This is a genomic window from Brevibacillus gelatini (genome assembly GCF_050920745.1).
In the GTDB taxonomy this organism is placed as follows: domain Bacteria; phylum Bacillota; class Bacilli; order Brevibacillales; family Brevibacillaceae; genus Brevibacillus; species Brevibacillus gelatini.
In genome coordinates this window covers 2,892,418-2,915,477 of sequence record NZ_CP154342.1, presented here as the reverse complement: position 1 = coordinate 2,915,477, position 23,060 = coordinate 2,892,418, and the positions used below count along the sequence as shown (strand labels likewise).

Below are 23,060 nucleotides of genomic sequence, written 5' to 3'. Positions count from 1 at the left end.
GATCACGCATTGTGGGTATCAAGGAGCAGGAATTGTTGAAACAAAGATTGGCGGCGATTGAGGAGCGCATCCAGGCGGCTTGCGCAAGAGCGAACCGCCGCCGCGAGGACGTGAAAATCATCGCTGTTACCAAATACGTCGATGAGCAGGCAATCGGTGATTTGCTGGATGTCGGGATCGAGCATATCGGGGAAAACCGGGTGCAGGACGCCTTGCCGAAATACGAGCTGCACAAGGATAGAGGCACCTGGCACTTCATCGGCCATCTGCAAACCAATAAGGCAAAAGAGGTCGTCGGACGTTTCCCGTACGTTCATTCGCTCGACCGCCTCTCGCTCGCCCAGGAGCTGAATCGCCGGGCCGTGGCGCTCGACCAGGTCGTCAACTGCTTTTTGCAGATCAATATTTCCGGAGAAGAGACAAAATTTGGGCTTAGTCCCAACGATGTATTGGCTTTTTTGCGTGAAACCAGTAATATGAAACATATAAAGATCGTCGGATTAATGACGATGGCGCCTGTTGTCGAAGATCAGGAGGAGGCGCGCCCGGTATTTCGCGGCCTCTGCGAGTGGAAGGCGCGGATCAATGAATGCGCGTTCCCGCATGCTCACATAGAAGAATTGTCGATGGGCATGTCGAGTGATTTTGAAGTGGCGATTGAAGAGGGAGCTACATATATTCGTTTGGGTTCTGTCTTGGTCAAGCCCGAATAGGGCAAAAAACGACAGATGCGACAACGAGCAGGAGAGGAGGCAGCAGCGTATGGGTGTGATGAACAAATTGATGGGGTTTCTGGGGTTGGATAACGAGGAATACGTCGAGGAAACCACGGTAGAAGAGGAACGGGAAGAATACGATTCCGGCAATAAAAAGCAACAGCCCTTCAGCCGGGCGAATAACGTGGTGCCGTTCCAGGCGCGGGAAAAGGAGGGAATCCGCTTGATTCTCTGTGAACCCCGTCATTACAGCGATGCACAGGACATCGCCGATAACCTTCGCCATCGCAGACCGGTAGTCGTCAATCTGCATCGGGTGGAAAAGGATCAGGCGAAGCGGATTATCGACTTTTTGAGCGGGACCGTCTACGCATTGAATGGCGACATTCAAAAAGTGGGCGATACGATTTTTGTGTGCACGCCTGACCACGTAGACATTCAAGGCACGATCTCCAGTGTCATGGAAGAGTAACGGATTAACAAGATAAAAAGGGTGAGCCGATGGCATACTTGTTTACCATAATTCGATTTGCCTTTGAGGTATATCAATACATGATTATCGCCTACATTCTGATGTCATGGGTGCCGCAGATGCGGGCGACGGGCATCGGACAACTGCTGGAGAGACTGGTAGAGCCTTATTTGGCTCCGTTTCGCCGGTTTATTCCCACACTCGGCTTCATTGATGTTTCGCCTATCGTCGCGTTGATTGCCCTTCGTTTTGCCGAGTACGGTCTGGTCAGCATTCTGGAAAAACTGATGTAGGACGAGTGTTATGAGCGTATTCGATCATTTTGCAAAAGAAGAACGTCCCTTTGTGGAGCGGGCGCTGGAAATGCTGACGCTGGCAGAGCGTAAGCAGACCATGCGCCTTACTGATTTTGTGGACCCCCGGCAGTGGCACATTATGAAAAGTCTTACGTCGCAAGTGCGCGATGTGAAAATTTCCGCGAGCGGCGGCTATGAAGGAGCCGAGCGGATGCGCGTCCTCATTCATCCGGAGTACATGGAAGCGGAGCCGGAGGACTTCCGGCTTGCCCTTTTGGCGATCAAGGCAGACCAACGCTTTCACACCCTGGAGCATCGCGACGTAATGGGAGCGCTCCTGCACGCAGGCTTGAAGCGGGAAAAGTTCGGCGACATGCTGACAGACGTCGGGACATGCTATGCGATTGTGGCCGAGGAAGTTGCCGATTTTGTCTGCACGCAGGTGACGCACATTCACCGAACCCCGGTGCAGATTGAACGCGTGGCGTGGGAGTCGTTTACTCCGCCTGCTCCCCGTTTTGCCGAAAAAACGATTACCGTGCCTTCGCCGCGAATCGATGCGGTAATCGGGGAAGTGCACAATATGTCACGGGCCAAGGCGCTGGTGCCGATTCGTGCGGGCAAAGTCAAGGTCAACTGGAGGGTCACGGAAGACCCTTCGACGCAGTTGCAGCAAGGCGATATGGTGTCGCTCGCCGGATACGGGCGGTTTAAAATTTTGCAGATAGCCGGCCCGACGCGCAGCGGAAGACTGCGCATGATTGTCGGACTGGTTACATAAAATGAACCAGGACGCAAAAAAATGTAAGAAAAGGCAGGAAACCATACCGAATCTGTCGAAAGCATAAGTACGAATTATCGGGAAAAGTGGGGGGTTCATGTGCCATTAACGCCATTGGATATACACAATAAAGAATTCAGCACAGGCTTTCGCGGCTACAACATTGACGAAGTGAACGAATTTCTCGATCAGGTTATCAAAGACTTTGAGCTTCTGATTAAAGAGAAAAAGGAAATGGAAGAACGGATCGCCATCCTCAATGAGCGTGTGGACCACTATAAGAGCCTGGAAGAAAACTTGAGCAAATCGATTCTGGTAGCCCAGGAGACGGCGGAGGACGTCAAGTCCAATGCCCGCAAGGAAGCACAACTGATCCTGAAGGAAGCCGAGAAAAACGCCGACCGGATTGTCAACGAAGCCTTGGCGAAGTCCCGCAAGATCGCGATTGAAATTGAAGAATTGAAAAAACGCGCGTCCGTGTACCGCATGCGCTTCCGCACACTTTTGGAGGCCCAACTGGAAATGCTGGAGCACGGAGCATGGGACGACATCGAGCAGGCGGATTCTGCGGTAGCTGTTGAATAAAATATTGACGTTGTGCCGATGATGGTACTATAATGGAAAACAACTTTGTCGAAAAAATCAATCCATATGATGACTAGACGATGAACGGGAAGAGTACGTGGAACCGCACTGTCAAAGAGAGTCGGGAACAGGTGAAAACCCGACCAGTTGCCTCCGCCGAAAATCACCCGGGAGTTCAACATCCGAAAGCTTCGCTGCACTGTTGTTGTGGCAGGCAAGTAAGTGAGCGCGTCATTCCCGTTACGAATGAACGAGTGGAACAAATCCCGCGACACGCTTGACGACGGGTTTGTTCAATCAGGGTGGTACCACGGGAGCCTTTTCTCGTCCCTTTTTGGGGATGAGAGAAGGCTTTTATTTATTTTTTAGGAGTGAAAAAAGGCTATGGACTACAGCAAAACGTTATCGCTACCCAAAACCGACTTCCCGATGCGCGGAAACTTGCCGACCCGCGAGCCGCAAATCCAGGAGAAATGGGAAGAGCAAAACATTTATCAACAAGTGCTTGCCCGCACCGAAGGACGTCCTCCATTCGTGCTGCATGATGGCCCTCCTTACGCCAACGGAGACATCCATATCGGGCACGCGCTGAACAAAATTCTCAAGGACTTCATCGTTCGTTACAAGTCCATGGCAGGCTTCCACGCACCGTACATCCCAGGCTGGGATACGCACGGCTTGCCGATCGAGCAGGCGATTATCAATGCGCAAGGGCTGGATCGCCGCAGCATCGAGGTGAATGACTTCCGCAAGCGCTGCGAAGAGTACGCCTGGTCCTACATTGATAAGCAGCGCGATCAGTTCAAGCGTCTGGGTGTTCGCGGCGACTGGGAAAATCCGTATGTCACGCTTTTGCCTGAGTACGAAGCCCACCAAGTTCGCGTTTTCGGCGAGATGGCGAAAAAAGGCTACATTTACAAAGGACTCCGCTGTGTCTACTGGTCCCCGTCTTCCGAGACGGCACTGGCTGATGCGGAAATCGAATACAAGGACAAGCGCTCTCCTTCCATCTACGTCAGCTTCCAGGTCGTAGACGGCAAAGGCAAGCTCGATACCGATACAGGCGTTGTCATCTGGACGACCACCCCTTGGACGATCCCGGCGAACCTGGCAATCTCTTTGCATCCTGAGCTGGAGTACAGCGTCATCAAAGCAGACGGCCGCAAATTCCTCGTGGCAAACGGCCTCATCGAAGCAGCGAGCAAGGAAATCGGCTGGGAAAGTGTGGAAATTCTCGCCAGCTTCAAAGGTCAGGAGCTGGAGGGCGTAGTGACCAAGCATCCATTCTACGACCGCACATCGCCGCTGATTTTGGGCGAGCACGTCACACTGGATGCCGGTACAGGCTGCGTGCATACGGCTCCTGGTCACGGGGAAGACGACTTTGTGATCGGACAAAAATACAATCTCGGCGTGCTTTGCCCGGTTGACCACGAAGGAAAAATGACCAGTGAAGCGCCTGGTTTTGAAGGTCTTTTCTACGAGGATGCCAACAAGGTTGTCACCGAGAAGCTGAATGAAAACGGAGCGCTTCTGAAGCTGAGCTTCTTCACGCACTCCTACCCGCACGACTGGCGGACGAAAAAGCCGGTCATCTACCGTGCGACAGAGCAATGGTTTGCTTCCATCGACGGCTTCCGCGAGCAAATGCTCGAAGCGATCAAGAACGTGAAGTGGATTCCGCATTGGGGCGAAACCCGTCTGGCGAACATGATCGCAGACCGCGGCGACTGGTGCATTTCCCGTCAGCGCGTCTGGGGCGTGCCGATTCCGATTTTCTATTGCAAGTCGTGCAATGAGCCGATCATCAACGACACGACGATCAACCACATTGCCGAGCTGTTCCGCCAAGAAGGCTCCGCTGCCTGGTTTGCCCGTGAAGCAAACGAGCTGATTCCGGAAGGGCTTGCTTGCAGCAAGTGCGGCTGCACAGAATTCCGCAAAGAAACAGACATCATGGACGTATGGTTTGACTCCGGATCTTCGCATCAGGCTGTTCTGTGCGAGCGCGGTCTTCCATGGCCAGCTGACATGTACCTGGAAGGTTCCGACCAGTATCGCGGCTGGTTCAACTCTTCCCTGTCCACAGGTGTTGCCGTCTACGGCACAGCGCCGTACAAGGCGGTACTGAGCCACGGCTTTGCTCTCGACGGAGAAGGCCGCAAAATGTCCAAGTCGCTCGGCAACGTGGTTGTACCGCAGCAAGTGATCGACAAGCTGGGTGCCGACATCTTGCGCCTGTGGGTAGCATCGGTTGACTATCAGGCAGACGTGCGCATTTCCGATGCGATTCTGAACCAGATCGCCGAAGTGTACCGCAAAATCCGCAACACGTTCCGCTTCCTGCTGGGCAACCTCGATGGATTCGATCCGGCGAAAGACCGCGTAGCGTATGAGCAACTGGGCGAGCTGGATCGTTATGTGCTGGCAAAAGCAGCGAAGGTCGTGCAGCGTTCCCGCAAGGCGTATGATGAATACCAGTTCCATACCGTTTTCCATGCGGTGCATAACTTCTGCGTAATCGACCTGTCTGCTTTCTATCTGGACATCTGCAAAGACCGTCTGTATGTCGAAGCGCCTGACAACCCAAAACGCCGCGCTGCCCAAACCGTCATGTACGATTGCCTGCTCAGCCTGGTGAAGCTGGTAGCGCCGCTTCTGCCGCATACCGCCGACGAAGTATGGTCCTTCATCCCGGGCGTTGCCGAGCCAAGCGTGCAGCTGACCGACATGCCAGAAGGCGACGAGCAGCATTTAAGCTTCGCTGCGGAAGCGGAAAGCAAATGGGACGCGTTCCTCGCTGTCCGCGACGAAGTGCTCAAAGCGATGGAAGAGGCACGCCGCAACAAAGTGTTCGGCAACTCTGTAGACGCGAAGCTGGCACTCTATCCGCAAACAGAGGAAGTAGCAAAAGTGTTGGCAGCCATGAACGATCTCGCTGATTTGTTCATCGTCGCCCACGTCGATCTGCACGCTCACGGCGAAGCAGCTCCGGCTGAAGCAGCACAGCTCGAAGGCATCGCAGTCGTCGTTTCTGCGGCTGACGGCCAAAAGTGCGAACGCTGCCGTGTCGTAAAGCAGGACGTAGGCGCTCGCGAAGCGCATCCAACGATTTGCGTACGCTGCGCAGACATCGTGGAGCAGCATTATGCGCATGTAGCTGAATCGTAATTTCAGACGTTGTTATCAAAACCTGTCATTCCTGATGAATGGCAGGTTTTTTGTGTAAAAAGTGGAATTTAATGGATGGCACGTCTCCTTGATCGTGGGACGATTGTCGGCGCTGGGGACCGGAAAAGTTTTTGCTGCGGGCAGTAGACTATGTCCGTTTTTACGTATGATTGGAGGGGTATCCGGATGAAAAAATACTTGGTGTTTCTGTTGGTAATCCTTCTTTTGTCAACGGCTTGTCAGACGGTGAATGAATTACCTTTGAAAAAGGAAACACCGCATTTAGCTGTTATTAAACAGACGGGTAAAGCAAACATTGTTATCTTGAATAAAGACTACAAGGTAGTGGAAGAAAAGAAAATCGGTCACTTTCTCATCGATGGGCAGGTGGATGGGCAGACGTTGTACGCTATTGATCCCGGAATTGAGCAGCCATTGAAAAACTTGTATGCTGTGAACGTCCATGATCTCTCATATCAAACGCTAGCCTTGCCCTACATTCCCCACAAAATATTTATTCATGATCGGGTTGCCTATATCGCTACATCTTCGGTCTCAAAAGCCGGCTTTCCGTTTATGCTCGTCGATTTGGATTCTTTTTCGCTCATCGACACGTTTACGGTTCCGGGAGCTGTCCGTTCCTTCATCCCCGTAGAGAATGGAATCACGCTTTATGTCAATACGGGAGGATCGCACAATTATGGTCCGTATGCCAAAAAAATTCGCGTGGGGAAGCGGACAGCCGGAAAATACGCCATCCTGGAAACGATAGAAACGCCGCAAGAGCTTCCGCCTAACGATGTCATTTGGTATCAGAAAAAAAATATCGCGGTCTACGCGGGATTCGCCAAAGGGCCAAAGCCGAGATGGGTAAAGCAGCCAGAAGCCTATACAAGTAAAATGAAAGTGCTGGACCCAAAGACAGGTTCCTCTTTGCAGGAAATCGATCTGGACGAGTCGTTCCCCCAGCAGATTGTGCGCAAGGGCGACCTGGCTTTTATCAATCATTACACGGATTTGGATATGACCGGGGAGATGATTACCGTCTTCGACCTGAAAACAATGAAGCAGGTAGACAAAATTCGCTCGGAAACCCCGTCTTTTATTGCCTTGGATGGCTCCCATCTTGTTGTTGCGAATTATGTGCCGGGAACGGTGAGTGTGATTGATACGCAGAAGCGAAAGCAAATACAGCATGTTACGGTCGGTGAGCGGCCGTCAAAAGTGTTGGTGATTCCAGATCATGAAACAGCCCTTCGCTGACAGGGCTGTTTTTTGTGCGCGGGTTCGGTTATTTCCCGCCTGCAAAGCCATACTACCAGTTGAGGAAACAAAACCAAAGGTGGTGGCTGACGTGAACCCAAACATGCTGGCCAGCTTCAGGGAAAAGCTGCTTGCTGAGAAAAAAGAACTCGAAGAGCGCGTCCAGGATCATTACGGCATGCGCGAGCCGATGACGACCTCTTTGCAGGAACTCTCCATGTACGATAACCATCCGGCCGACATCGGCAGCGAGATGTTTGAACGGGAAAAGGACCTTGCCCTCGACAGCCTCGACCGCGAGACTTTAAAAGAAATCGAACAGGCGCTGGCCCGCATGGAAGAAGGCACATACGGGCTGTGTACCGTCTGTGGCCAGCCGATACCTGTCGAGCGACTCGAAGCTTTGCCCCAGGCGCAAACGTGCAAGGAGCACGCTCCTGCGCCAAATGTGAACGAATCCCGTCCGATTGAGGAACAATTTTTGCAGCCGCCGTTTGGCCGCACGTCGCTGGACGAAAAGGAAGGGCAAAACGGCTTTGACGGGGAAGACGCATGGCAAATCGTCGAGTCGTGGGGCACATCCAGCACGCCTTTTTCCTTCCAGGACAACGATAAAGCCGACTATGGCGAAATGTACATCGAAAGCGATGAGCCGGAAGGGTACGTCGAAGCCGTCGAAGAAATCGGCTACACCGATATTGACGGGTACCACGGTGCAGACAGCGTTCATTTCATGCGCAGTGAAACATACGAAGACTACATGGACAATGGCGAAGGAAAAGGCAACTTTCTCTCCTACGACGAGTATGCGTCGCAAATCGACCCGCGTGAGGGACGAGATGGCGTGGAATGACCGCAGTCTGCTGATTGAACGCGTCGAGACTTATCCGCTGCTGCACCGCTTGAAAGAAGCCTACGGCGATGCGAACGGCTACAAGCGCTACCGCAGTACGTACCTCATCCGCATCATTACGAAAGCCGGGATTGATGGCTGGGGCGAAATTGTCGATTGGCTGCCCACCTTGGACCGCGGGTTTCGCGAGCGAATCGTCCCTTTTTTGCTCGGCAAGCATGCGGCCAGCCGGACACAGATCGCAGCGGTCCTCCGCAAATGGCACCAGCGATCGGCAGCAGGAGTCAGCATGGCGCTGACAGAGATTGTCGCCAAGGCAGCGGGAATGTCTGTCTGCGAGCTATGGGGCGGGGCGCTCCACCGGACCATTCCTGTGTACGCGTCCTTTCAATCGTATTCGGAACGCGAGGATTGGGTGACGCACTCGCTCAACCAGGTGGCAGCCGCTCTCGCAGTTGGCTTTACCCGGTTCAAGGTAAAAATCGGCGGCCGCTCCGTTCGCGAAGATCAGGTGCACATCGTTCAGTTGATGGACATGCTCTCGCCGGAGGTGCAGGTGGCACTGGATGCCAACCAGAGCTACGATCTGGCGACCACCAGACAGTGGACGCGCATCATCGAGCGCTATCCAAACTGGCTGTGGCTGGAAGAGCCGATGCCCATGGAGCGCACGGAAGAATACGCCAAGCTGCGTGCCGCTTTGCCCATTCCGCTTGCAGGCGGGGAAAATCTCGTCCGCTGTGCGCAGTTTTTGCCGCTATACAAAGCGGGAGCGCTCGATATTGCCCAGCCGGATTTGCTGCACACAGAAGGGATCGAGTGCTATCGGACCCATCTGCAAATGGCGCGGGAATTCGGCTATCGCGTGTCGCCGCATTCGTTTGATGGCAGCCTGACCCGCCTGTACGCGTTGTTTGCGCATGCGTGCTTGCCTGCCTGGAGCAAAATGGACAGCGAACAGGTCGAGCCGATTGAGTGGGATGTCATGGAAAATCCGTTCACACACCTCTTTCCGCTATACCCGGTCAACGGTGAAGTAACCATCCCGAGCGGAGTGGGAATCGGGATGGAGCCGAACTGGGAGATTATGAACGCCACGCGCTGGGATGGCAGCGCATATGCGTGAGACGAGGGGTATCGTATGGCGCAAAATGCGAAAAACCTGATTGGGCTGACAGGGATTCCGTTAGTCATGGTGCTTGGCAACTCGATGCTCATCCCCGTCCTGCCCACGATGAAAAACAAGATGGAGCTGACTTCGCTCCAGACGAGTCTCTTGATTACGTCTTTTTCCATTGCCGCGGGAATCGTCATTCCGCTGGCTGGCTACTTGTCCGACCGTTTTGGCCGTAAAATCGTCATTTTGATCTCGCTTGCCCTGTACGGAGCAGGCGGGCTGCTGGCCGGACTTGCGGCCCTCTGGCTCGATCAGCCATACATGCTCATCATGGGCGGGCGTGTCCTGCAGGGAATCGGCGCAGCCGGGACAGCTCCGATTGCCATGGCGCTGGTCGGCGATCTGTTTGAGGGCGCGTCCGAGAGCAAAGCGCTCGGTCTGATGGAGACGTCGAACGGGATGGGCAAGGTGCTCAGCCCGATTTTCGGGGCGCTGCTCGCGCTCATTTCCTGGTACATGGTCTTTCTTGCCTTTCCGATCATTTGCGGCGTCGTCCTTGTGCTGTTTTTGTTTTGTACCAAGGAAAAGAAGCAGGAGCGGCAGCCGCTTCCGGTCAAGCAGTATTTGCACAGAATCGCACAGGTGTTCAAGCAGCACGGCAAATGGCTCGTGCCCGCGTTTTTTATCGGCAGTATCTGCCTGTTTACGCTGTTTGGCGTGCTGTTCTACCTGTCTGACCTGCTGGAGGAAAAATACAAGATCGACGGCGTCATCAAAGGCGGATTTTTGGCGATCCCGCTGCTCGTGATGAGCATTGCTGCCTATGTGGCAGGGCTGATTATCAAAAAGAAGCTGAGTCTGATGCGCCTGTTTGTGATTGTCGGGATGTTTTTGCTCGCGGCGTCGTACATTCTCGCCAGCTTTGTAAAAGGGGCCTACGCGCTGATTGGCATCCTCATCATCGGAAGCATCGGCACGGGCATGATTTTGCCTTGCCTGAACTCGATGATTGTAGGAGCGGTGCAAAAAGCGGAGCGGGGAATGATTACGTCTCTGTACAGCGGCGTCCGGTTTATCGGGGTGGCTGTCGGGCCGCCGATTTTCACCTGGCTGCTCGGCATTTCCCGAACGGTCATGTTTTTCACGATTGCGGGCTTGTCGCTCGTCTTCGGGATTTTGGCGATTTTCTTTTTAAAGCCGAAGCAGGCCGAACAGAGCGGGCAGAGCCAGGGTCAGGATGCTGCCAAGGAGCGCGAAGCGGAGGCGTGGCGGCAAATATCAGAGGTGCTCGGGATCGAGCCGGAGACGGAACAGGAAAAGCGGCAGGCACAGGCAATCGAGAAGTATGGCTTCGATGTGAACGACCTGGTTGCGCGCATCCTGTCCGGGAAAAAAGAAAAGGAAAAAAGCTGAAAAACAGGCACCCCTGTTGCAGCTCCGCTCATCGGAATGGGGATCGGAGCTGCAGGGACGTGCCTGTTTGTTTGTGTCGGAAAACTTAGCGACTAAAGCGAGCGAGCCGGTGGGGCGGCAAAAGGGTGAAGCAGCGCTCTTTCCAGCGTCAGAGGGTAGACGTCGTCGCGCAAAATGCGGCTGAACCGTCCGTCGTCCTTGATATTGCGCGGAATGGTGTCGAAGAGCACCGTTTCCGTCACATCAGTCCCGGAAGGAGTCGCAGCGTACGCAAGCACTTTGGCTATGTAGATGTCTTTTCGCTGATCGTCGGCAAGCGTGTACTGACCGATTCGCTCGATGCCTTCCAGTACGGCTCCCGTCTCTTCGTACACTTCCCGGACGGCCGCTGCCAGACTGCTTTCGCCCGGCTCGATTTTGCCTCCGGGCAACTCCACACCCCGGCTGCGATGGCGGGTAAACAACAGCTTTCCTTCATAAAAGGGAAGGATGAGCACGTGGTCAGCAGGATAAAGGCGATATTCATCGGGGTCAAAGGTTAGCTGCACAGGCAAACCGAAGTCATCTGAAAACGCGTACAAAAAACAACCCTCCTTTCTAACGATCAGAACGGGTTCGCTGAGCGGTACTGCATGGACATATGCTTGACCGCTTTCATCGCCTGCCCGACAGCCAGGGACAGGCTGGCATATTCAGCCCCATTGGTGGCGTCACCTGAGCCGTAGATCCAGGAATCGTCCGCTCGCTGAAACGCATCCGTTTTCAAATACCCTTCGCCAAACGTGGGGAGGCCATCGAGCCCGGAGCAGTTGCCGTGAACGCCGATGCGCGGCAAAATCCAGTCGACGTACAGCTCTGTCGGATTTTCCGGGCGTCGCGAGGCAAGTTTCAACAGCAGCCGCTCGCCCGTATGCTGGTAGCCCTTTACTTCTGTCTCCCACAGGACAGACAAATTGGGCAGCGCCGCGATTTTGCGCAGCCAGTCGGAACGGCCGCGCAGCTGGTTGCTGCGGATCAATAAATAGACATGGCGCGCATGCGTGGTGAGATTGACTGCGCTTTCCAGGGCGCGATCACCCCCGCCGATGACGGCCAGTTCAAGCCCTGCTACCGAAGCGGCTTCTGCCGTCGTGGAAAAAGCGGGTGGCAGGACGCGCTTGCAGCCGTTGAGGGCGGGAATCTCATTGGGGGTAACACCGGTAGCGATGAGCAGATAGTCAACGCGATAGGCAGTTCTGGAGGTCGTCACGATGTGTGCATCCCGGTCAATGGCTAAAAGCTCTTCTCCCAGCCGGACGTTCAGTTTTTGGATAGCAGGATGCTGGCATAACTCTTCGAGAAGCGAGGCTCCCCGAGGATAGATTCGCGGAGGAAAATCCCAGATTTCGTTGTGAATCTGGTGCAATTGCCCTCCGAGCCGATCTGATTTTTCCACCAGCAAGCAAGACAACCCCAATCGTTGGCACCAAATAGCGGCAGACAAACCCGCGATGCCGCCGCCTGCGATCAGCACCTGTACGTGTTCCACTCTCCAGTCCCCCGATCTTTTCTATTTTCCGATTTCCCAATAGTTTTAGACTACCTGTTTCGTTTCCAGAGTGCAAGGACTCGCCGCCAAAACGACAAAACAGGTGCGTGGTCTTGGCCGTCACCTACAATTTGACAGCAAAATGTGGTAAAATGGGACATAGTTTTCCAGAATAATAGAAAAATTGAACGAAATAGTGGCACCACGGGAAAAGGAGTGAACCTGCGTGCAGGCCAAGACCGAAAAACAAGTGGCTCCTGCGAAGACGCCGCGGAAACGAAAAAAACGCGGACAGCGATCCAGGCGGATGTATTTGCTGCTGGCTGCGTGCCTGTTTCTCTGCTTGCTTGCCGTCGGGGCAGGGTATGCCTTGAACCAGGTGGACAAAACTTTGGGGGAAGTGACACAGGACCCGTACAAGCTTCCCGATCAGCCTGTCGTCGAGCAGCCGTATGAGGAACAGAAACCCATTTCCTTTGTCATTGTCGGATTGGACACGCGAAAAAACATCGGGACGCTGAACACAGATGTCCTGGTCGTCGCCGTCGCAAACCCAGTCACGAAAAAGGTAACGATGGTGTCGCTGCCCCGTGACACGCGGGTCCAGATACCCGGTTATCCAGGCTATCACAAGGTCAACGAAGTTTTTGCGCTTGGAGAAGGACAGAAGAAATTGGCGGAGAGCAAAGGACAGCCTGTGACCGAAAACGGGATGACCATGCTGAAAAAAACGCTGGAGCACATGCTCGGTGTCTCGGTCGATCACTACGTCCAGCTCGATTTTGAAGGCTTTACCGCTGTGATCGACAAGCTCGGCGGCGTCAAGGTAGACGTGGACCGCGACCTGGTGTACGAGTTGCCCAAGCCAGGGGTTTACCGCAGCTTGAAAAAAGGCACGCAAGTGTTGAATGGTGAGCAAGCGCTCGGCTTCGTCCGACACCGGATCGACAGACGCGGCCAAGCCTACAATTCCAGCGACTATGACCGCAACCGCCGCCAGCAGCAGGTCATTCGCGCGGTCGCGGACAAAATGGTTTCGATGGACGGAATTACCCGCTTGACTGAGGTGTTGGATACCGTCGGCAAGCATATTAAAACCGATCTGTCTAAAGATCAGATCAAAGGTCTGGCCATGGACTTTGGCACCATTTCTTCCGATCATATCGTGACGCTTGAGAATGGCGCGATCTGGAGCTCGCCTTATTCCTTGTGGCCGAGGGAGAACATGCAGGCGGTCCGCAGCACCTTGCAAAAGGAGTTGGGCGTAGCTGAAACAAACGTCAAGCTCAGCGACGCGGCGGTAGCAGAGATCGCCAAAGTCGAGATGAAAAAAGAGACCAGACCGCAGGCTGCGAAGCCGTCGACCTCTCCGCAGGCCGGAGCAGCCAAGCAAAAGACCGAGAAGCCGTCGACTCCGGCCGCGAAGCCAAAGTCAGAGACGCCAACAGATTCAGCACCCGCACCTGTACCGGATGAAGGCACGGGACAAGACGGCGAGACGTATCCGAGCGACATGCCGCCGCCAGATATTCTCGCGCCGCCGGCTCCTGCGCCAGATGGTGCGGACAGTGGGCAAACGTAACGAGTTTTGTGCACCCTTTCCAAAGCCGGGCACATATACTGCCAGAGAGTGAAAGTGTTGCCTGCTTTCGGGAAGGGGGCGGTGTTTTTGAAAAATTGGCAGGAGACGATGAAACAACTGCAAAAGGCATCGCAAAGCCTGGCAAAGCTGAATCTGGACAAAGACCATCCGTGGGGAGCCTTGCGTCAGATGAGCCAGATCATGGATGCGGATTTTTGGGAAAACATGGCGGCGCTCAGCAAGAAAGCTCCCCATCAGGCAACCACTTCTGTCGCAAAGGTCGTGCCGACGATCCAAAAGAACCGGAAAAAGGCACAGGACAGGCCGCTGCGGGTGGTGCAGGTCGAAGAAACAGAGGAATATCCGCTGACGGATGTGTTTTTGTCGGACCATTCTGTGATCGTATGCTGCGAGCTGCCGGGTTTTGCCCGCGACAGCCTGGAGCTTTCGCTTGTCGAGCAAAAAGTGCTCGAAATCAAAGGGCTGGTCAAGAAGCCGGACTACAAAGGCTCATGCGTGCAGGCGGAGAGAAGCTGCGGTTCGTTTCACCGCAAGATCGAGCTGCCTGCACCCGTGATTGCCAAAGGGATGAAAGCCCAGTACCAGGACGGCTTGCTGGAAATTTATTTGCAGCGCGATGCCGATTACCGCGAACGAAAAACGACATTCAAGGCGAAGCTGTAGAGGAGGGACGATGCGGACCTCCTCTTTTCCTTTTCCCGCAGCTTGCAGGACGCAGGGAGGGCGGAGCAGGCACACGCTCAAAACAAAAACAGTGCTAATGCAGGCCATTAACACTGTTCGTTCATATATTGCCCACCAGCGGCTGATCGACGATGTTCGGATCGAGCGTATTCGTTGCATTGGCACCGTTGATCGTGTTCACGACGTTGCCCGTATTGCCGCCGCCCGAACCGGAAAAGGATTTGGATGCGTTTTTGGGCGAGATGTTCAACGTATCTCCGAAGTTTACAGTCCCTGAGTTGCTGTTGATATTGACAGCTCCCACTACGGCAGGCACGGCTACTTCCTCCTTTCCTGCTTGGGCTCGTCGCGAAGCAGATGCCGGATATTTTTCACCCGCGTCTCCAAGGTCAGGCAGTCGGTTGAGCCGATATGGACAACCGAGGATGCCGCAGCAAACGGTACGTTGACCTTTTTGACGTGAATATGGGGACAGTCGTGAAACGTATCGATGCAAATCGGCTCGGTGGAACCGGGAACGGCTAACGGTGCTATGAACATATCATAATCGGCAAATTCAAATTCGTGCTGGTAAAAAATCGCTTTTTCCCGTTGCACCGCCAAAATGTTGGATTGGGCGTTGACTTCCTGCGAGTCCCCAATCTGCAGGACGGAAGAGGTATCAATGGAGAGGCTGTTCAGCTTCTTGACATGGCTCGTTCTTCGCTGCATCAGTTGGAACCCCCTCAAGCTGTAGTAAGTGCCGCAGCAACCGGAATCGTGCCGAGAATCAACGACTCGGGTGGCGTTTCGTAGAAGGAGAGCAGCGTGACCGTTTTCGTGTCGCCGATGAACAGAGAGGCCGAGGCCGACAAATCTTCAATGGAAAGGCTGCGCACGCAAATGTCACCGTTTATCACCTGGTAGATCATGTCAGGGTTCGTTCACCTCGCGCGGGAGATTTTTGATAAAGCTTTCACACGTTTTTTCAATATCGCGCTTGACTTTCTGGACGATTTTCTCCGCCCAGACGTCGAGCTGCTCAGGCTCCCATTCATCGGTCTGCAGCTGATTGACATAGTGACGGATGCGTTGGTCGATCTGCTTTTTAATATCCTCCAAAATGAAATCCCGGTAGTCGTCATTGAGCGGAAAACCGCATTCTTCCTCGATTCTTTGCAACACTTGGTAGGCATCTGCTTTCAGGTAACGGTAAATTTCTTTTTGCACGCGCTCAAACAAAGGCGTGTTCTTTTGTCCGTTCGGCACATCCATGCTCTGGTTAATGGAAAATTCGCCGATTCCGGAATCGTTGCTCTTCGGATTGAGACCGATGTTTAGCGTTCCTTCCAACCGTTCGACTTTCAGCAGGTCAAATTTGTATTCGTTTTTGATGACGGAAGGAACCTGCTTTTCCTTTAAGTCTTTGACATCCTGCTGCAGTTCTTCGATCATTTGCTTCATTTTTTCCATTTTTTTGTTTTGCGTCTGTATATAGTCATGCAACTGTTGCAAATACTGCATCATTTCGGGACCCATGTACATGACGACCATCCTTCTTCATCAAACATAAAGCCGACTAGCGCGAAGGCGCTACCAAAGGCACAAGCGGAATGAATTCCTCTGACGAAGTCTCGGGCAGCGGGTCGGTGGGGGGGGCCGGCTCGGTGAATCCGCCTGTGTTGTACATCTGCGATAACGGTTTAATCACACCGGCACTGCCAATTTGGCAGACGGACGAGTTGGTGATGCCGTCAATTCGCAAATGGTGGATCACGATGTTTTGATGAACGAAAAAATTCATGAAAAATCCCGTCCCTTTGCCGCCGGATCGCTTGTTTCCTCTACAAAGATCGGCAGCTCGTTGCTCGCTGTCTCATTGATATAGACAACGCTGCGGGGAATCTTGAACGAGAGATTCGTGCCTGAGTTGAACGATCCGCCGCCAGCAAATGTTTTGGAGTAGCTGACAGGCGAAATTTTGCGGACGTCTCCGACATTGAAGACGCCGCTTATGCTGTTTACGTTGATAACTCCAACAATGGCAGGCAGCTTCGACACATCCCCTCGGAAGAGTCCTTTTTGTATTGTATGTGTGACGGCACTGGGTGTTCATACCTGTTTTTCGCGCTTGATCCGGAGCGCACCGGGCGGCGTGGGCATACGATACATCAGCGACAGGGAGGGAAAGTGCGATGAACATGAAGGTCAACAACAAAAAAATCGCGGTGGGAGAAATCAAGATGGGGGGCGTGCAGCAGTCATCGCTCGTGCTGATCGGCGACGCGGAGGTCATCCGTTGTTCGTCGGTTTATGACACGGCAGACGATTCGCTCATTTTCAGCAAGGAGGTTCCGATTCGCCCGACCACGCCAAGGAGACGAGGCAATTGATCGCCCCGTCTAGCTTGCGGACACGTATTTGCGCTGGTAGTGGCTAAGGGCGATGAGCGGCCAAATCCAGCGATAGCTATGATAGGCAAAATAAGTGCCTCCGGGACGGCCGCCGCCTGTCGGATAGGAGGTGGTCCAGTCTGTCGCCAGGCTTTGTCTGGACAAATAAGCGACACCGCGTTCAATAGCCGGGGTCGGCCGGGAATGTACGGCGATCAGGGCATCGAGCGCCCAGGCTGTTTGCGATGGCGTACTGGCACCGAGCGGGACGTACGTTTTTTTCTCGTCGCTGTGGCACGATTCGCCCCAGCCGCCGTCGGCATTTTGCTGTCGCGTAAGCCAGTCGACTGCTTTTTGGACCGCCGGGTGATCGGGTGAGACACCGACAGCCATCATTCCGGTGAGCGCCGCCCACGTCCCGTACAAATAGGCGATGCCCCACCTGCCGTACCAGGAGCCGTCTTTTTCCTGATGGGCGAGCAGCCAGCGAATCGCCTTTTGCACAGGCGCGTCGCTTTCTTTGTACCCGGCGTAGCGGCCGAGAAACTCCAATGTTCTTCCGGTCAAATCGACAGAAGACGGATCGGTGCTGACGGTGTCTGCGCCTTCAATGGGCAGGCTGGAAATGAGCAGGGAGTCCGTATTTTTTTCAAAGGCAGGCCAGCCGCCGTCGTCGTTTTGCATGGACAACAGCCAATCCAGCCCGCGCTTCCAGGCCGCCGTCGCTGTTTTGTCCAGGCGGGACTGGCTGCGCAGAGCGCGCAGGGCCGCTGTCGTGTCGTCGATGTCCGGATTCATCGTATTGTAGTGGGAAAAGCCCCAGCCGCCGGGAGTTCCCGCCGGATTGCGAATTTTCCAGTCACCGAACGTATGCTGCTGTTTTTGGAGCAAGTAGCGATTAGCCCGCTGGATGGCGGGGTGACTTGCGGGCAGGCCGCTTTGCTGCAAGGCATGTGACAACAGCGCCGTGTCCCAGACGGCAGAGGTAGCCAGTTGCAGATGCGGCCCTTGTGCCGTTTCGTAGAGGGATTCGCGCAAGCCTGACATGGCTTTGACGATCAGCGGATCACGTGGAGAGTAGCCGCGGGCAAGCAAAGCAAAGATCATGAAAAAAGTCGAGGTCGAGTAGTTGTACAAAGTCCCGTCTGCCTCCACTCGCGCCAGCATAAACTGCTCCAGTCTGCGCAGGGACAGCTCGTGCAGCAGTCCGGGCAAAAACGGCAAGCGCACAACGTGCTCGTGGATGGCAGCCAAAAAGTTTTGCCCGTCCCGCATGAAGCGCTCCAGCATCCGATGGGGATAGACCCCCGGAGCAACGGAAGGATTCACATGCAAATCGGACAGATCGGGAGTATCCGCCGTCGCTTTGACGTATTTGCGGTCGGCGACAATCATCATCGGAGCGAGATGCACGCGGGCGTACCCGACAAAATCATAAAAGCTGATCGGAGAACGGGGAGGCAAGAGCGCGATTTCTACTGGCACGAGAAAATGAGCGGGCCACTTGTACTGCCCTGCCAGCGCGGTAGCGAACTTCGTCAGCAGGTTGGCCTCGCCCAAGCCGCCCTTGCTGCGAATAAACGCGCGAGCGCGGGCCATTCGCGGCTCGTTTTTTTCGTAGCGTCGCGAGAGCAGCAGCGCATAATAGCAGTCCACAGTCGTCGAAAGATTGCCCTCGGCCTCGTCCGGGTACAGCTTCCATGCGCCATTTTCATGCTGAAGGGCGGTGATCCGCGCAGTCAGTCCGTCCATGAGCTGCTCATCATCAATCCCGAGCGTCCGCAATAGGATAATCATGTGGGTGTCTGTCGTCGGAGAGCTTTCCAGACAGAAGCGCCAGGAGCCGTCCGACTGTTGGCTGCGCAGGACAACCGACTGAATCCGGCTGATTTCTTCGCGTACTTCGCGCAACAAATACCACCTCCATCTGGGAAAACTTGGCTGCATCAAGCGGTTGGTGCAGTCTTGTCTGTACAAAAATGCGTTCGTCAGGCAGGAGGAATCTGTATGCGATGGTCATGGCATCTGAATCCCGCTCTATGGCCGCTCGCACGCGAGCTTGCGAAAGCAAAAGAAACGAGACAGGCGGCCAACTCCCTTACCAAAACAGAACAGGACATGATCGCCGAAATCAGGCACAAGACCTTGGCGAGCAACGCCGACAACCTGGACAGGACGAGCGCCTATCTGACTTTTTTTCGCAAGCATCCGGAAGTTCACTGGGCGTTTTTGGCGCACCTCGTCTCGCGCAACGCCGGCTGGAGCATGACCGATCTTCGCGGCGAGCTATTGCCGCGGCTGCTTCCCGTAAAAGTGCAGCATGACTACTTTTCATTTCTGGAGCGGGGCAACTGGCTGATTTTTCACGATGCGTACCCTCAATTGTTACTGTATGAGGAAAGTGTGAAGCGACAGACCAACCTTTTTCACCTGCTTGCTCGGCTGGATGTCTCCCTGTTCATGCAGGCGGTCTGGAACCATTTCTGGAAAACAGGCGACAGCAAGCTGCTTTCCATCAGCCTGATTGTGAACGAACAGCATTATTTGGAGACGCACATGATGAGCGACGAAGCCTATCGGAATACGGTGGTCGAGACGCTGCCGTTTGCTTTGCAGGAGGTACTGCGGCTCAACCTGATCCTGCTTCCGTACAGAGGGCAGGAGGACGGTGCTTTGCGGCTGGCAGGCGAACCCGTCTTTCATTTTGCTTCCCTGACCGAGCGCATCGAGCTGGGCAAAAGACTGTACAGTCTGTTGTTCGGCGACACCCCGATCAAGGAAGGAGCCATGCGGTGGGCCGGCGACAAGCCCCACACCGGCTCGCGAAAAGATTTTTGGCCCCATCTGTTTCACGACTTGCGCGAGACGACACCAGGCGAGCCGTACCGGAAAAGACTGGGGAACTGCCAGCTGCTGCCTGGCGGAAAGCGGCTGTATTCCCCGGCGCTGCGCCAAGTCTGGAAGCAAGTGCGGCACGAACTGCCAAAAGCGGTGGATTGGTACCCGGCGAAAAAAGGCGTCGTCATGCGCCAACTCGTTTTGGCTCGGAACCAGCCCGCTTTTTCCCGCGCGGAAGAAGCGTACTGCCAGGCGCTTGAAAAAATCGAGCTGGCCGTGCTGGCAAAAGGGAGGCTGCTCGGCACGTAACGAAGGGCATGATGCGCTTCTGCCCATTTTTTCAGCTTCGCTTGCCGGATGTAGTAGAATAGAAAGAGAGATTACAGATGACATGTAGGAGAAGAGCAGGCATGAAAGTCGTCATAGCAGAAAAACCGGACCAGGCGATGAAGCTGGCCAGTCCGTTTCCCCATAGAAAACAACAAGGCTTTGTCGAAGTGCACCCCAACCGGCTTTTTCCCAAGGGGGCCTTTTTTACCTGGGCGGTTGGGCACATTTGTGAGCTGGTGCCGCCAGAGGCGTATAATCCCGCGTGGAAAAAGTGGTCGCTCTCCACGCTGCCGCTCATTCCCGAGTCGTTTCAGCATCAGGTGATGAAGTCAAAAGCAAAGCAGTTTGGCATTATCAAGCAGCTCCTGAGGCGCACCGACGTCACCGAAATCATCCACGCGGGCGACGCGGGGCGGGAAGGCGAACTGATCGTGCGCACCATCGTCGAGATGTGCAAAGTACGCAAGCCGATGAAGCGGCTGTGGATTTCTTCGCTGACGGAGCGAGCCGTTACCGCAGGGTTTGCCGCTTTGCTCGACGAGACGCAGACACGCAACCTGTACCACGAGGCGTACAGCCGTTCTTGCGCAGACTGGCTGGTCGGGATGAACGCTTCCCGTGTCTATACGCTGCTGCTGAAGCAAAAAGGGATCAACGACGTATTTTCCGCAGGCCGGGTGCAGACGCCGACGCTCGCGCTGGTCGTCAAGCGGGAAAAGGAGATCGCCGCGTTCAAGCCCGAGCCGTTCTGGGAGGTCAAGGCGACGTTTGCCATCGGCAAAAAGCGCTACGAGGGCGTCTGGCACAAGGACGACGGGGAATCGCGCCTTTTCGAGCCGCAGCTCGCGGAGCGAATTGCCGCTTTTTGCCGGGACAAGCCGGCAGAGGTGAGCGAGGTGGAGACGGAGCGCAAGGAGTTTTTGCCGCCGTACTTGTTCAACCTGTCCTCGCTGCAGGCCACCGCGAACAAAATGTTCAAGTTCTCGCCGCAAAAGACGCTGGAAATCGCACAAAAGCTGTATGTAAAAGGGATATTGTCGTACCCGCGCTCCGATTCGTCGTTTGTCACGCAGGAAGAGGCGAAGACGTTTCCCGACATTTTGGCGAAGCTGTCCAGGCAGCCTGAGTACCAGGCGCACTTTCCGCTGGCCAAATCGTCGATCGCCCAGGACAAGCGGTATGTGAACCAGAAAAAAGTGACCGATCACTATGCGATCATTCCCACCGAGCAGGTGCCGACCGTCTCCAGGCTGAGCGACGAGGAGCGGAAAATTTACGATCTGGTCGCGAGACGGCTGATCGCCGCGCATCAGGAGAGCGCCCTGTTCGATTACACGACCGTGACGACGCTCGTCGATGGACGCGCCATGTTCATCAGCAAAGGCAAGGTGCAAATCCGCGCAGGCTGGCGCGAAGTATTGTTCGATGAGGAAAAAGACGACAAGGAAACGGTGCTGCCGCCGCTGACCAAAGGTGAGACGGGCAAGGTGCACAAGGTAGAAGCCAAGGAGAGCAAGACCCAGCCGCCCAAGCGCTACACGGAAGGTCAGCTGATTACGCTGATGAAAACCGCGGGCAAGCACCTCGACAACCAGGAACTGGAAAAGGTGCTGATGAAGACGGAAGGGCTGGGCACGGAAGCGACCCGCGCCGGGATCATCAACATGCTCAAAGAGCGCAAGTACATCGAGGTGCGCAAAAACCAGGTGTTTGCCACACAAAAGGGGATGCTGCTCATCGACGTGATTGGCGACAAAATTCTCGCCTCCCCGGAAATGACGGCAAGATGGGAGCAGCGCCTCCAGGAGATCGGGCAGGGGGAGGCTTCCGCGCAAGTTTTCATGGAACAAGTGCGCAAGCTGTCGCATAAAATCGTCGCAGATGCCATCGAGCAGTCGCGCGAGTGGAAGCTGGATGGCTACGACGTCGAGGCGCTGCCGAAGTCGAAGCAGGCGACGAAGTTTTCGCTCGGCTCCAAAGTGGCGACCTGTCGGGCATGCGGCGGGGATCTCGTAGACAAGGGCGATTTTTACGGGTGCGCGAACTATAAAAAAATGCAGTGCACCGTGACCGTGTCGAAGACGATCATGGGCAAAAAGATCACGCCTGCTGCCGTGAAAAAGCTGATGGAGAAGGGCAAGACGAATCTCATCAAAGGCTTTGTCAAAGGAAAAGAGCGCTTCGACGCCTATTTGCAGTGGGATGAAGCAGACAAAAAGGCGAAAATCGGCGTACCGTCGTTGGTAGAAAAAAGTTTCTGAAATAAATCGGCAGCAAATTGAAACTTGCTTGCGTAAGTAACGTAGATACATGTAGAAAGGTGCGGCGAAACTGGGCCGTATTACCCATTGAAGGAGGAAAAACCATGTCCATTTTTAAACGACTTCGTGATTTGACCATGTCCAACCTGTATGCCTTGATTGAAAAAGCAGAGGATCCGATCAAAATGACCGATCAATATTTGCGCGATATGCAAGAAGACCTGAATGAAGCAGAAAAAGCGGTCGCTGCGCAAATCGCCCTGGAGAAAAAGTTCAAGGTGCTGTATGAAGAGCAGGAAGCGCTGGTGAAAAAGCGTGATGAGCAGGCCCATGTGGCGGCGCAAGCGAAAAATATCGATCTGGCCCGCCGCGCACTGGAAGAGAAAAAAGCGGCTGAACAAAAAATGGCCGAGTACAAGGAAGCATACGAGAAAAACAAACTGGCAGCAGACGCGCTGCGCGACAAACTGGCGGAAATGAAGAAACAGATTACCGAGCTGAAAAACAAGCGCGAGACACTCGTTGCCCGCGTCAATGCAGCCAAAGCCCAGAAGACGATCAATCAGACGATGGCTGGCTTCGACAGCAACTCGGCAATGGCTGGCTTGAAGCGCATGGAAGAAAAAGCGCTGCAAATGGAAGCGGAGGCAGAAGCAAGCGGGGAGCTGTACAAAAAGCAAAGCTCGCTCGACGAGGAAATCGCGAAGCTCACCAAAGACCAGCAGGTGGAAGACGAACTGGCCGCGCTGATGAAAAAATACGAGGGGTAAACCGCTT

General features: G+C 54.5%; 25 protein-coding genes and 1 other annotated feature. Of the genes, 16 read left to right on the top strand and 9 right to left on the bottom strand.

Going from position 1 to position 23,060, the window contains the following annotated elements; translation table 11 throughout:
* Nucleotides 1-11: 11 nt before the first annotated feature.
* The 10 genes from AAFJ72_RS14000 (at nucleotide 12) to AAFJ72_RS13955 (ending at nucleotide 10,667) form a co-directional block, all read left to right on the top strand.
* Nucleotides 12-713 carry a YggS family pyridoxal phosphate-dependent enzyme gene (locus AAFJ72_RS14000; RefSeq protein ID WP_432774402.1) on the top strand — a complete coding sequence of 234 codons (702 nt, stop codon included), beginning with the start codon at nucleotides 12-14 and terminating at the stop codon, nucleotides 711-713.
* 49 nt (nucleotides 714-762) lie between these two features.
* Nucleotides 763-1,188, top strand: coding sequence for a cell division protein SepF (locus tag AAFJ72_RS13995; protein WP_122906122.1), 426 nt, complete (start codon nucleotides 763-765; stop codon nucleotides 1,186-1,188).
* 29 nt (nucleotides 1,189-1,217) lie between these two features.
* Nucleotides 1,218-1,481 carry a YggT family protein gene (locus AAFJ72_RS13990; RefSeq protein ID WP_432774401.1) on the top strand — a complete coding sequence of 88 codons (264 nt, stop codon included), beginning with the start codon at nucleotides 1,218-1,220 and terminating at the stop codon, nucleotides 1,479-1,481.
* Nucleotides 1,482-1,491: 10 nt separating this feature from the next.
* Nucleotides 1,492-2,265, top strand: coding sequence for an RNA-binding protein (locus tag AAFJ72_RS13985; RefSeq protein WP_432774400.1), 774 nt, complete (start codon nucleotides 1,492-1,494; stop codon nucleotides 2,263-2,265).
* Between the two features lie 99 nt (nucleotides 2,266-2,364).
* Nucleotides 2,365-2,850, top strand: a complete 486-nt coding sequence (locus AAFJ72_RS13980) for a DivIVA domain-containing protein (RefSeq protein WP_122906125.1) — start codon at nucleotides 2,365-2,367, stop codon at nucleotides 2,848-2,850.
* 71 nt (nucleotides 2,851-2,921) lie between these two features.
* Nucleotides 2,922-3,185 (top strand) — a binding site (T-box leader).
* Nucleotides 3,186-3,234: 49 nt separating this feature from the next.
* Nucleotides 3,235-6,021 (top strand): isoleucine--tRNA ligase, encoded by a 2,787-nt coding sequence (gene ileS / locus AAFJ72_RS13975; protein WP_432774399.1) that lies wholly within the window; start codon nucleotides 3,235-3,237, stop codon nucleotides 6,019-6,021.
* A 186-nt stretch (nucleotides 6,022-6,207) separates the two neighbouring features.
* Entirely contained in the window at nucleotides 6,208-7,284 is a 1,077-nt protein-coding gene (locus tag AAFJ72_RS13970; protein ID WP_432774398.1) for a YncE family protein, read from the top strand.
* Between the two features lie 91 nt (nucleotides 7,285-7,375).
* Nucleotides 7,376-8,137, top strand: coding sequence for a TraR/DksA C4-type zinc finger protein (locus tag AAFJ72_RS13965; RefSeq protein WP_432774397.1), 762 nt, complete (start codon nucleotides 7,376-7,378; stop codon nucleotides 8,135-8,137).
* 7 nt (nucleotides 8,138-8,144) lie between these two features.
* Complete coding sequence (locus tag AAFJ72_RS13960) at nucleotides 8,145-9,263, top strand: mandelate racemase/muconate lactonizing enzyme family protein (RefSeq protein WP_432777196.1); 1,119 nt, start codon at nucleotides 8,145-8,147, stop codon at nucleotides 9,261-9,263.
* A gap of 15 nt (nucleotides 9,264-9,278) precedes the next feature.
* Nucleotides 9,279-10,667 carry an MFS transporter gene (locus AAFJ72_RS13955; RefSeq protein WP_432774396.1) on the top strand — a complete coding sequence of 463 codons (1,389 nt, stop codon included), beginning with the start codon at nucleotides 9,279-9,281 and terminating at the stop codon, nucleotides 10,665-10,667.
* Nucleotides 10,668-10,759: 92 nt separating this feature from the next.
* On the opposite strand, the gene AAFJ72_RS13950 is transcribed toward AAFJ72_RS13955, so the two are convergent.
* Together AAFJ72_RS13950 and AAFJ72_RS13945 are read right to left on the bottom strand one after the other, a co-directional pair.
* Nucleotides 10,760-11,248 (bottom strand): NUDIX domain-containing protein, encoded by a 489-nt coding sequence (locus tag AAFJ72_RS13950; protein WP_432774395.1) that lies wholly within the window; start codon nucleotides 11,246-11,248, stop codon nucleotides 10,760-10,762.
* A 23-nt stretch (nucleotides 11,249-11,271) separates the two neighbouring features.
* Nucleotides 11,272-12,195: an NAD(P)/FAD-dependent oxidoreductase gene (locus AAFJ72_RS13945; protein ID WP_432774394.1), complete on the bottom strand. Its 924-nt coding sequence runs from the start codon at nucleotides 12,193-12,195 to the stop codon at nucleotides 11,272-11,274.
* Nucleotides 12,196-12,421: 226 nt separating this feature from the next.
* Here AAFJ72_RS13945 and AAFJ72_RS13940 point away from each other — a divergent pair, with 226 nt between their 5' ends.
* Together AAFJ72_RS13940 and AAFJ72_RS13935 are read left to right on the top strand one after the other, a co-directional pair.
* Entirely contained in the window at nucleotides 12,422-13,777 is a 1,356-nt protein-coding gene (locus tag AAFJ72_RS13940; protein WP_432774393.1) for an LCP family protein, read from the top strand.
* A gap of 87 nt (nucleotides 13,778-13,864) precedes the next feature.
* On the top strand, nucleotides 13,865-14,461 hold the full coding sequence (locus AAFJ72_RS13935; RefSeq protein WP_432774392.1) for an Hsp20/alpha crystallin family protein: 597 nt from the start codon (nucleotides 13,865-13,867) through the stop codon (nucleotides 14,459-14,461).
* 121 nt (nucleotides 14,462-14,582) lie between these two features.
* Here the strand turns inward: AAFJ72_RS13935 and AAFJ72_RS13930 are convergent, their stop codons facing one another.
* The 6 genes from AAFJ72_RS13930 to AAFJ72_RS13905 are packed head-to-tail and all read right to left on the bottom strand — an operon-like array spanning nucleotide 14,583 to nucleotide 16,522.
* Nucleotides 14,583-14,798, bottom strand: a complete 216-nt coding sequence (locus tag AAFJ72_RS13930) for a spore germination protein (protein ID WP_432774391.1) — start codon at nucleotides 14,796-14,798, stop codon at nucleotides 14,583-14,585.
* Between the two features lie 2 nt (nucleotides 14,799-14,800).
* On the bottom strand, nucleotides 14,801-15,193 hold the full coding sequence (locus AAFJ72_RS13925; protein ID WP_432774390.1) for a spore germination protein GerPE: 393 nt from the start codon (nucleotides 15,191-15,193) through the stop codon (nucleotides 14,801-14,803).
* A gap of 14 nt (nucleotides 15,194-15,207) precedes the next feature.
* Entirely contained in the window at nucleotides 15,208-15,393 is a 186-nt protein-coding gene (locus AAFJ72_RS13920; protein ID WP_432774389.1) for a spore gernimation protein, read from the bottom strand.
* 1 nt (nucleotide 15,394) lies between these two features.
* Entirely contained in the window at nucleotides 15,395-16,006 is a 612-nt protein-coding gene (locus tag AAFJ72_RS13915) for a spore germination protein GerPC (protein WP_432774388.1), read from the bottom strand.
* Nucleotides 16,007-16,040: 34 nt separating this feature from the next.
* Nucleotides 16,041-16,265, bottom strand: a complete 225-nt coding sequence (locus AAFJ72_RS13910; protein WP_432774387.1) for a spore germination protein GerPB — start codon at nucleotides 16,263-16,265, stop codon at nucleotides 16,041-16,043.
* A complete protein-coding gene (locus tag AAFJ72_RS13905; RefSeq protein WP_122906140.1) occupies nucleotides 16,262-16,522 on the bottom strand; it encodes a spore germination protein in 261 nt (86 codons plus the stop codon). The genes AAFJ72_RS13910 and AAFJ72_RS13905 overlap by 4 nt, the downstream gene beginning before the upstream one ends.
* Nucleotides 16,523-16,656: 134 nt before the next feature.
* Between AAFJ72_RS13905 and AAFJ72_RS13900 the strand changes: the two genes are divergently transcribed.
* Nucleotides 16,657-16,854 (top strand): hypothetical protein, encoded by a 198-nt coding sequence (locus AAFJ72_RS13900; RefSeq protein ID WP_432774386.1) that lies wholly within the window; start codon nucleotides 16,657-16,659, stop codon nucleotides 16,852-16,854.
* Between the two features lie 9 nt (nucleotides 16,855-16,863).
* Here the strand turns inward: AAFJ72_RS13900 and shc are convergent, their stop codons facing one another.
* Nucleotides 16,864-18,801, bottom strand: a complete 1,938-nt coding sequence (shc, locus tag AAFJ72_RS13895) for a squalene--hopene cyclase (RefSeq protein WP_432777195.1) — start codon at nucleotides 18,799-18,801, stop codon at nucleotides 16,864-16,866.
* 60 nt (nucleotides 18,802-18,861) lie between these two features.
* Here shc and AAFJ72_RS13890 point away from each other — a divergent pair, with 60 nt between their 5' ends.
* From AAFJ72_RS13890 to AAFJ72_RS13880, 3 genes are all read left to right on the top strand, one after another.
* Nucleotides 18,862-20,001, top strand: coding sequence for a DUF2515 family protein (locus tag AAFJ72_RS13890; protein WP_432774385.1), 1,140 nt, complete (start codon nucleotides 18,862-18,864; stop codon nucleotides 19,999-20,001).
* A gap of 101 nt (nucleotides 20,002-20,102) precedes the next feature.
* Nucleotides 20,103-22,283 carry a DNA topoisomerase III gene (locus AAFJ72_RS13885; RefSeq protein ID WP_432774384.1) on the top strand — a complete coding sequence of 727 codons (2,181 nt, stop codon included), beginning with the start codon at nucleotides 20,103-20,105 and terminating at the stop codon, nucleotides 22,281-22,283.
* 104 nt (nucleotides 22,284-22,387) lie between these two features.
* Nucleotides 22,388-23,053: a PspA/IM30 family protein gene (locus tag AAFJ72_RS13880; protein WP_432774383.1), complete on the top strand. Its 666-nt coding sequence runs from the start codon at nucleotides 22,388-22,390 to the stop codon at nucleotides 23,051-23,053.
* Nucleotides 23,054-23,060: the final 7 nt, after the last annotated feature.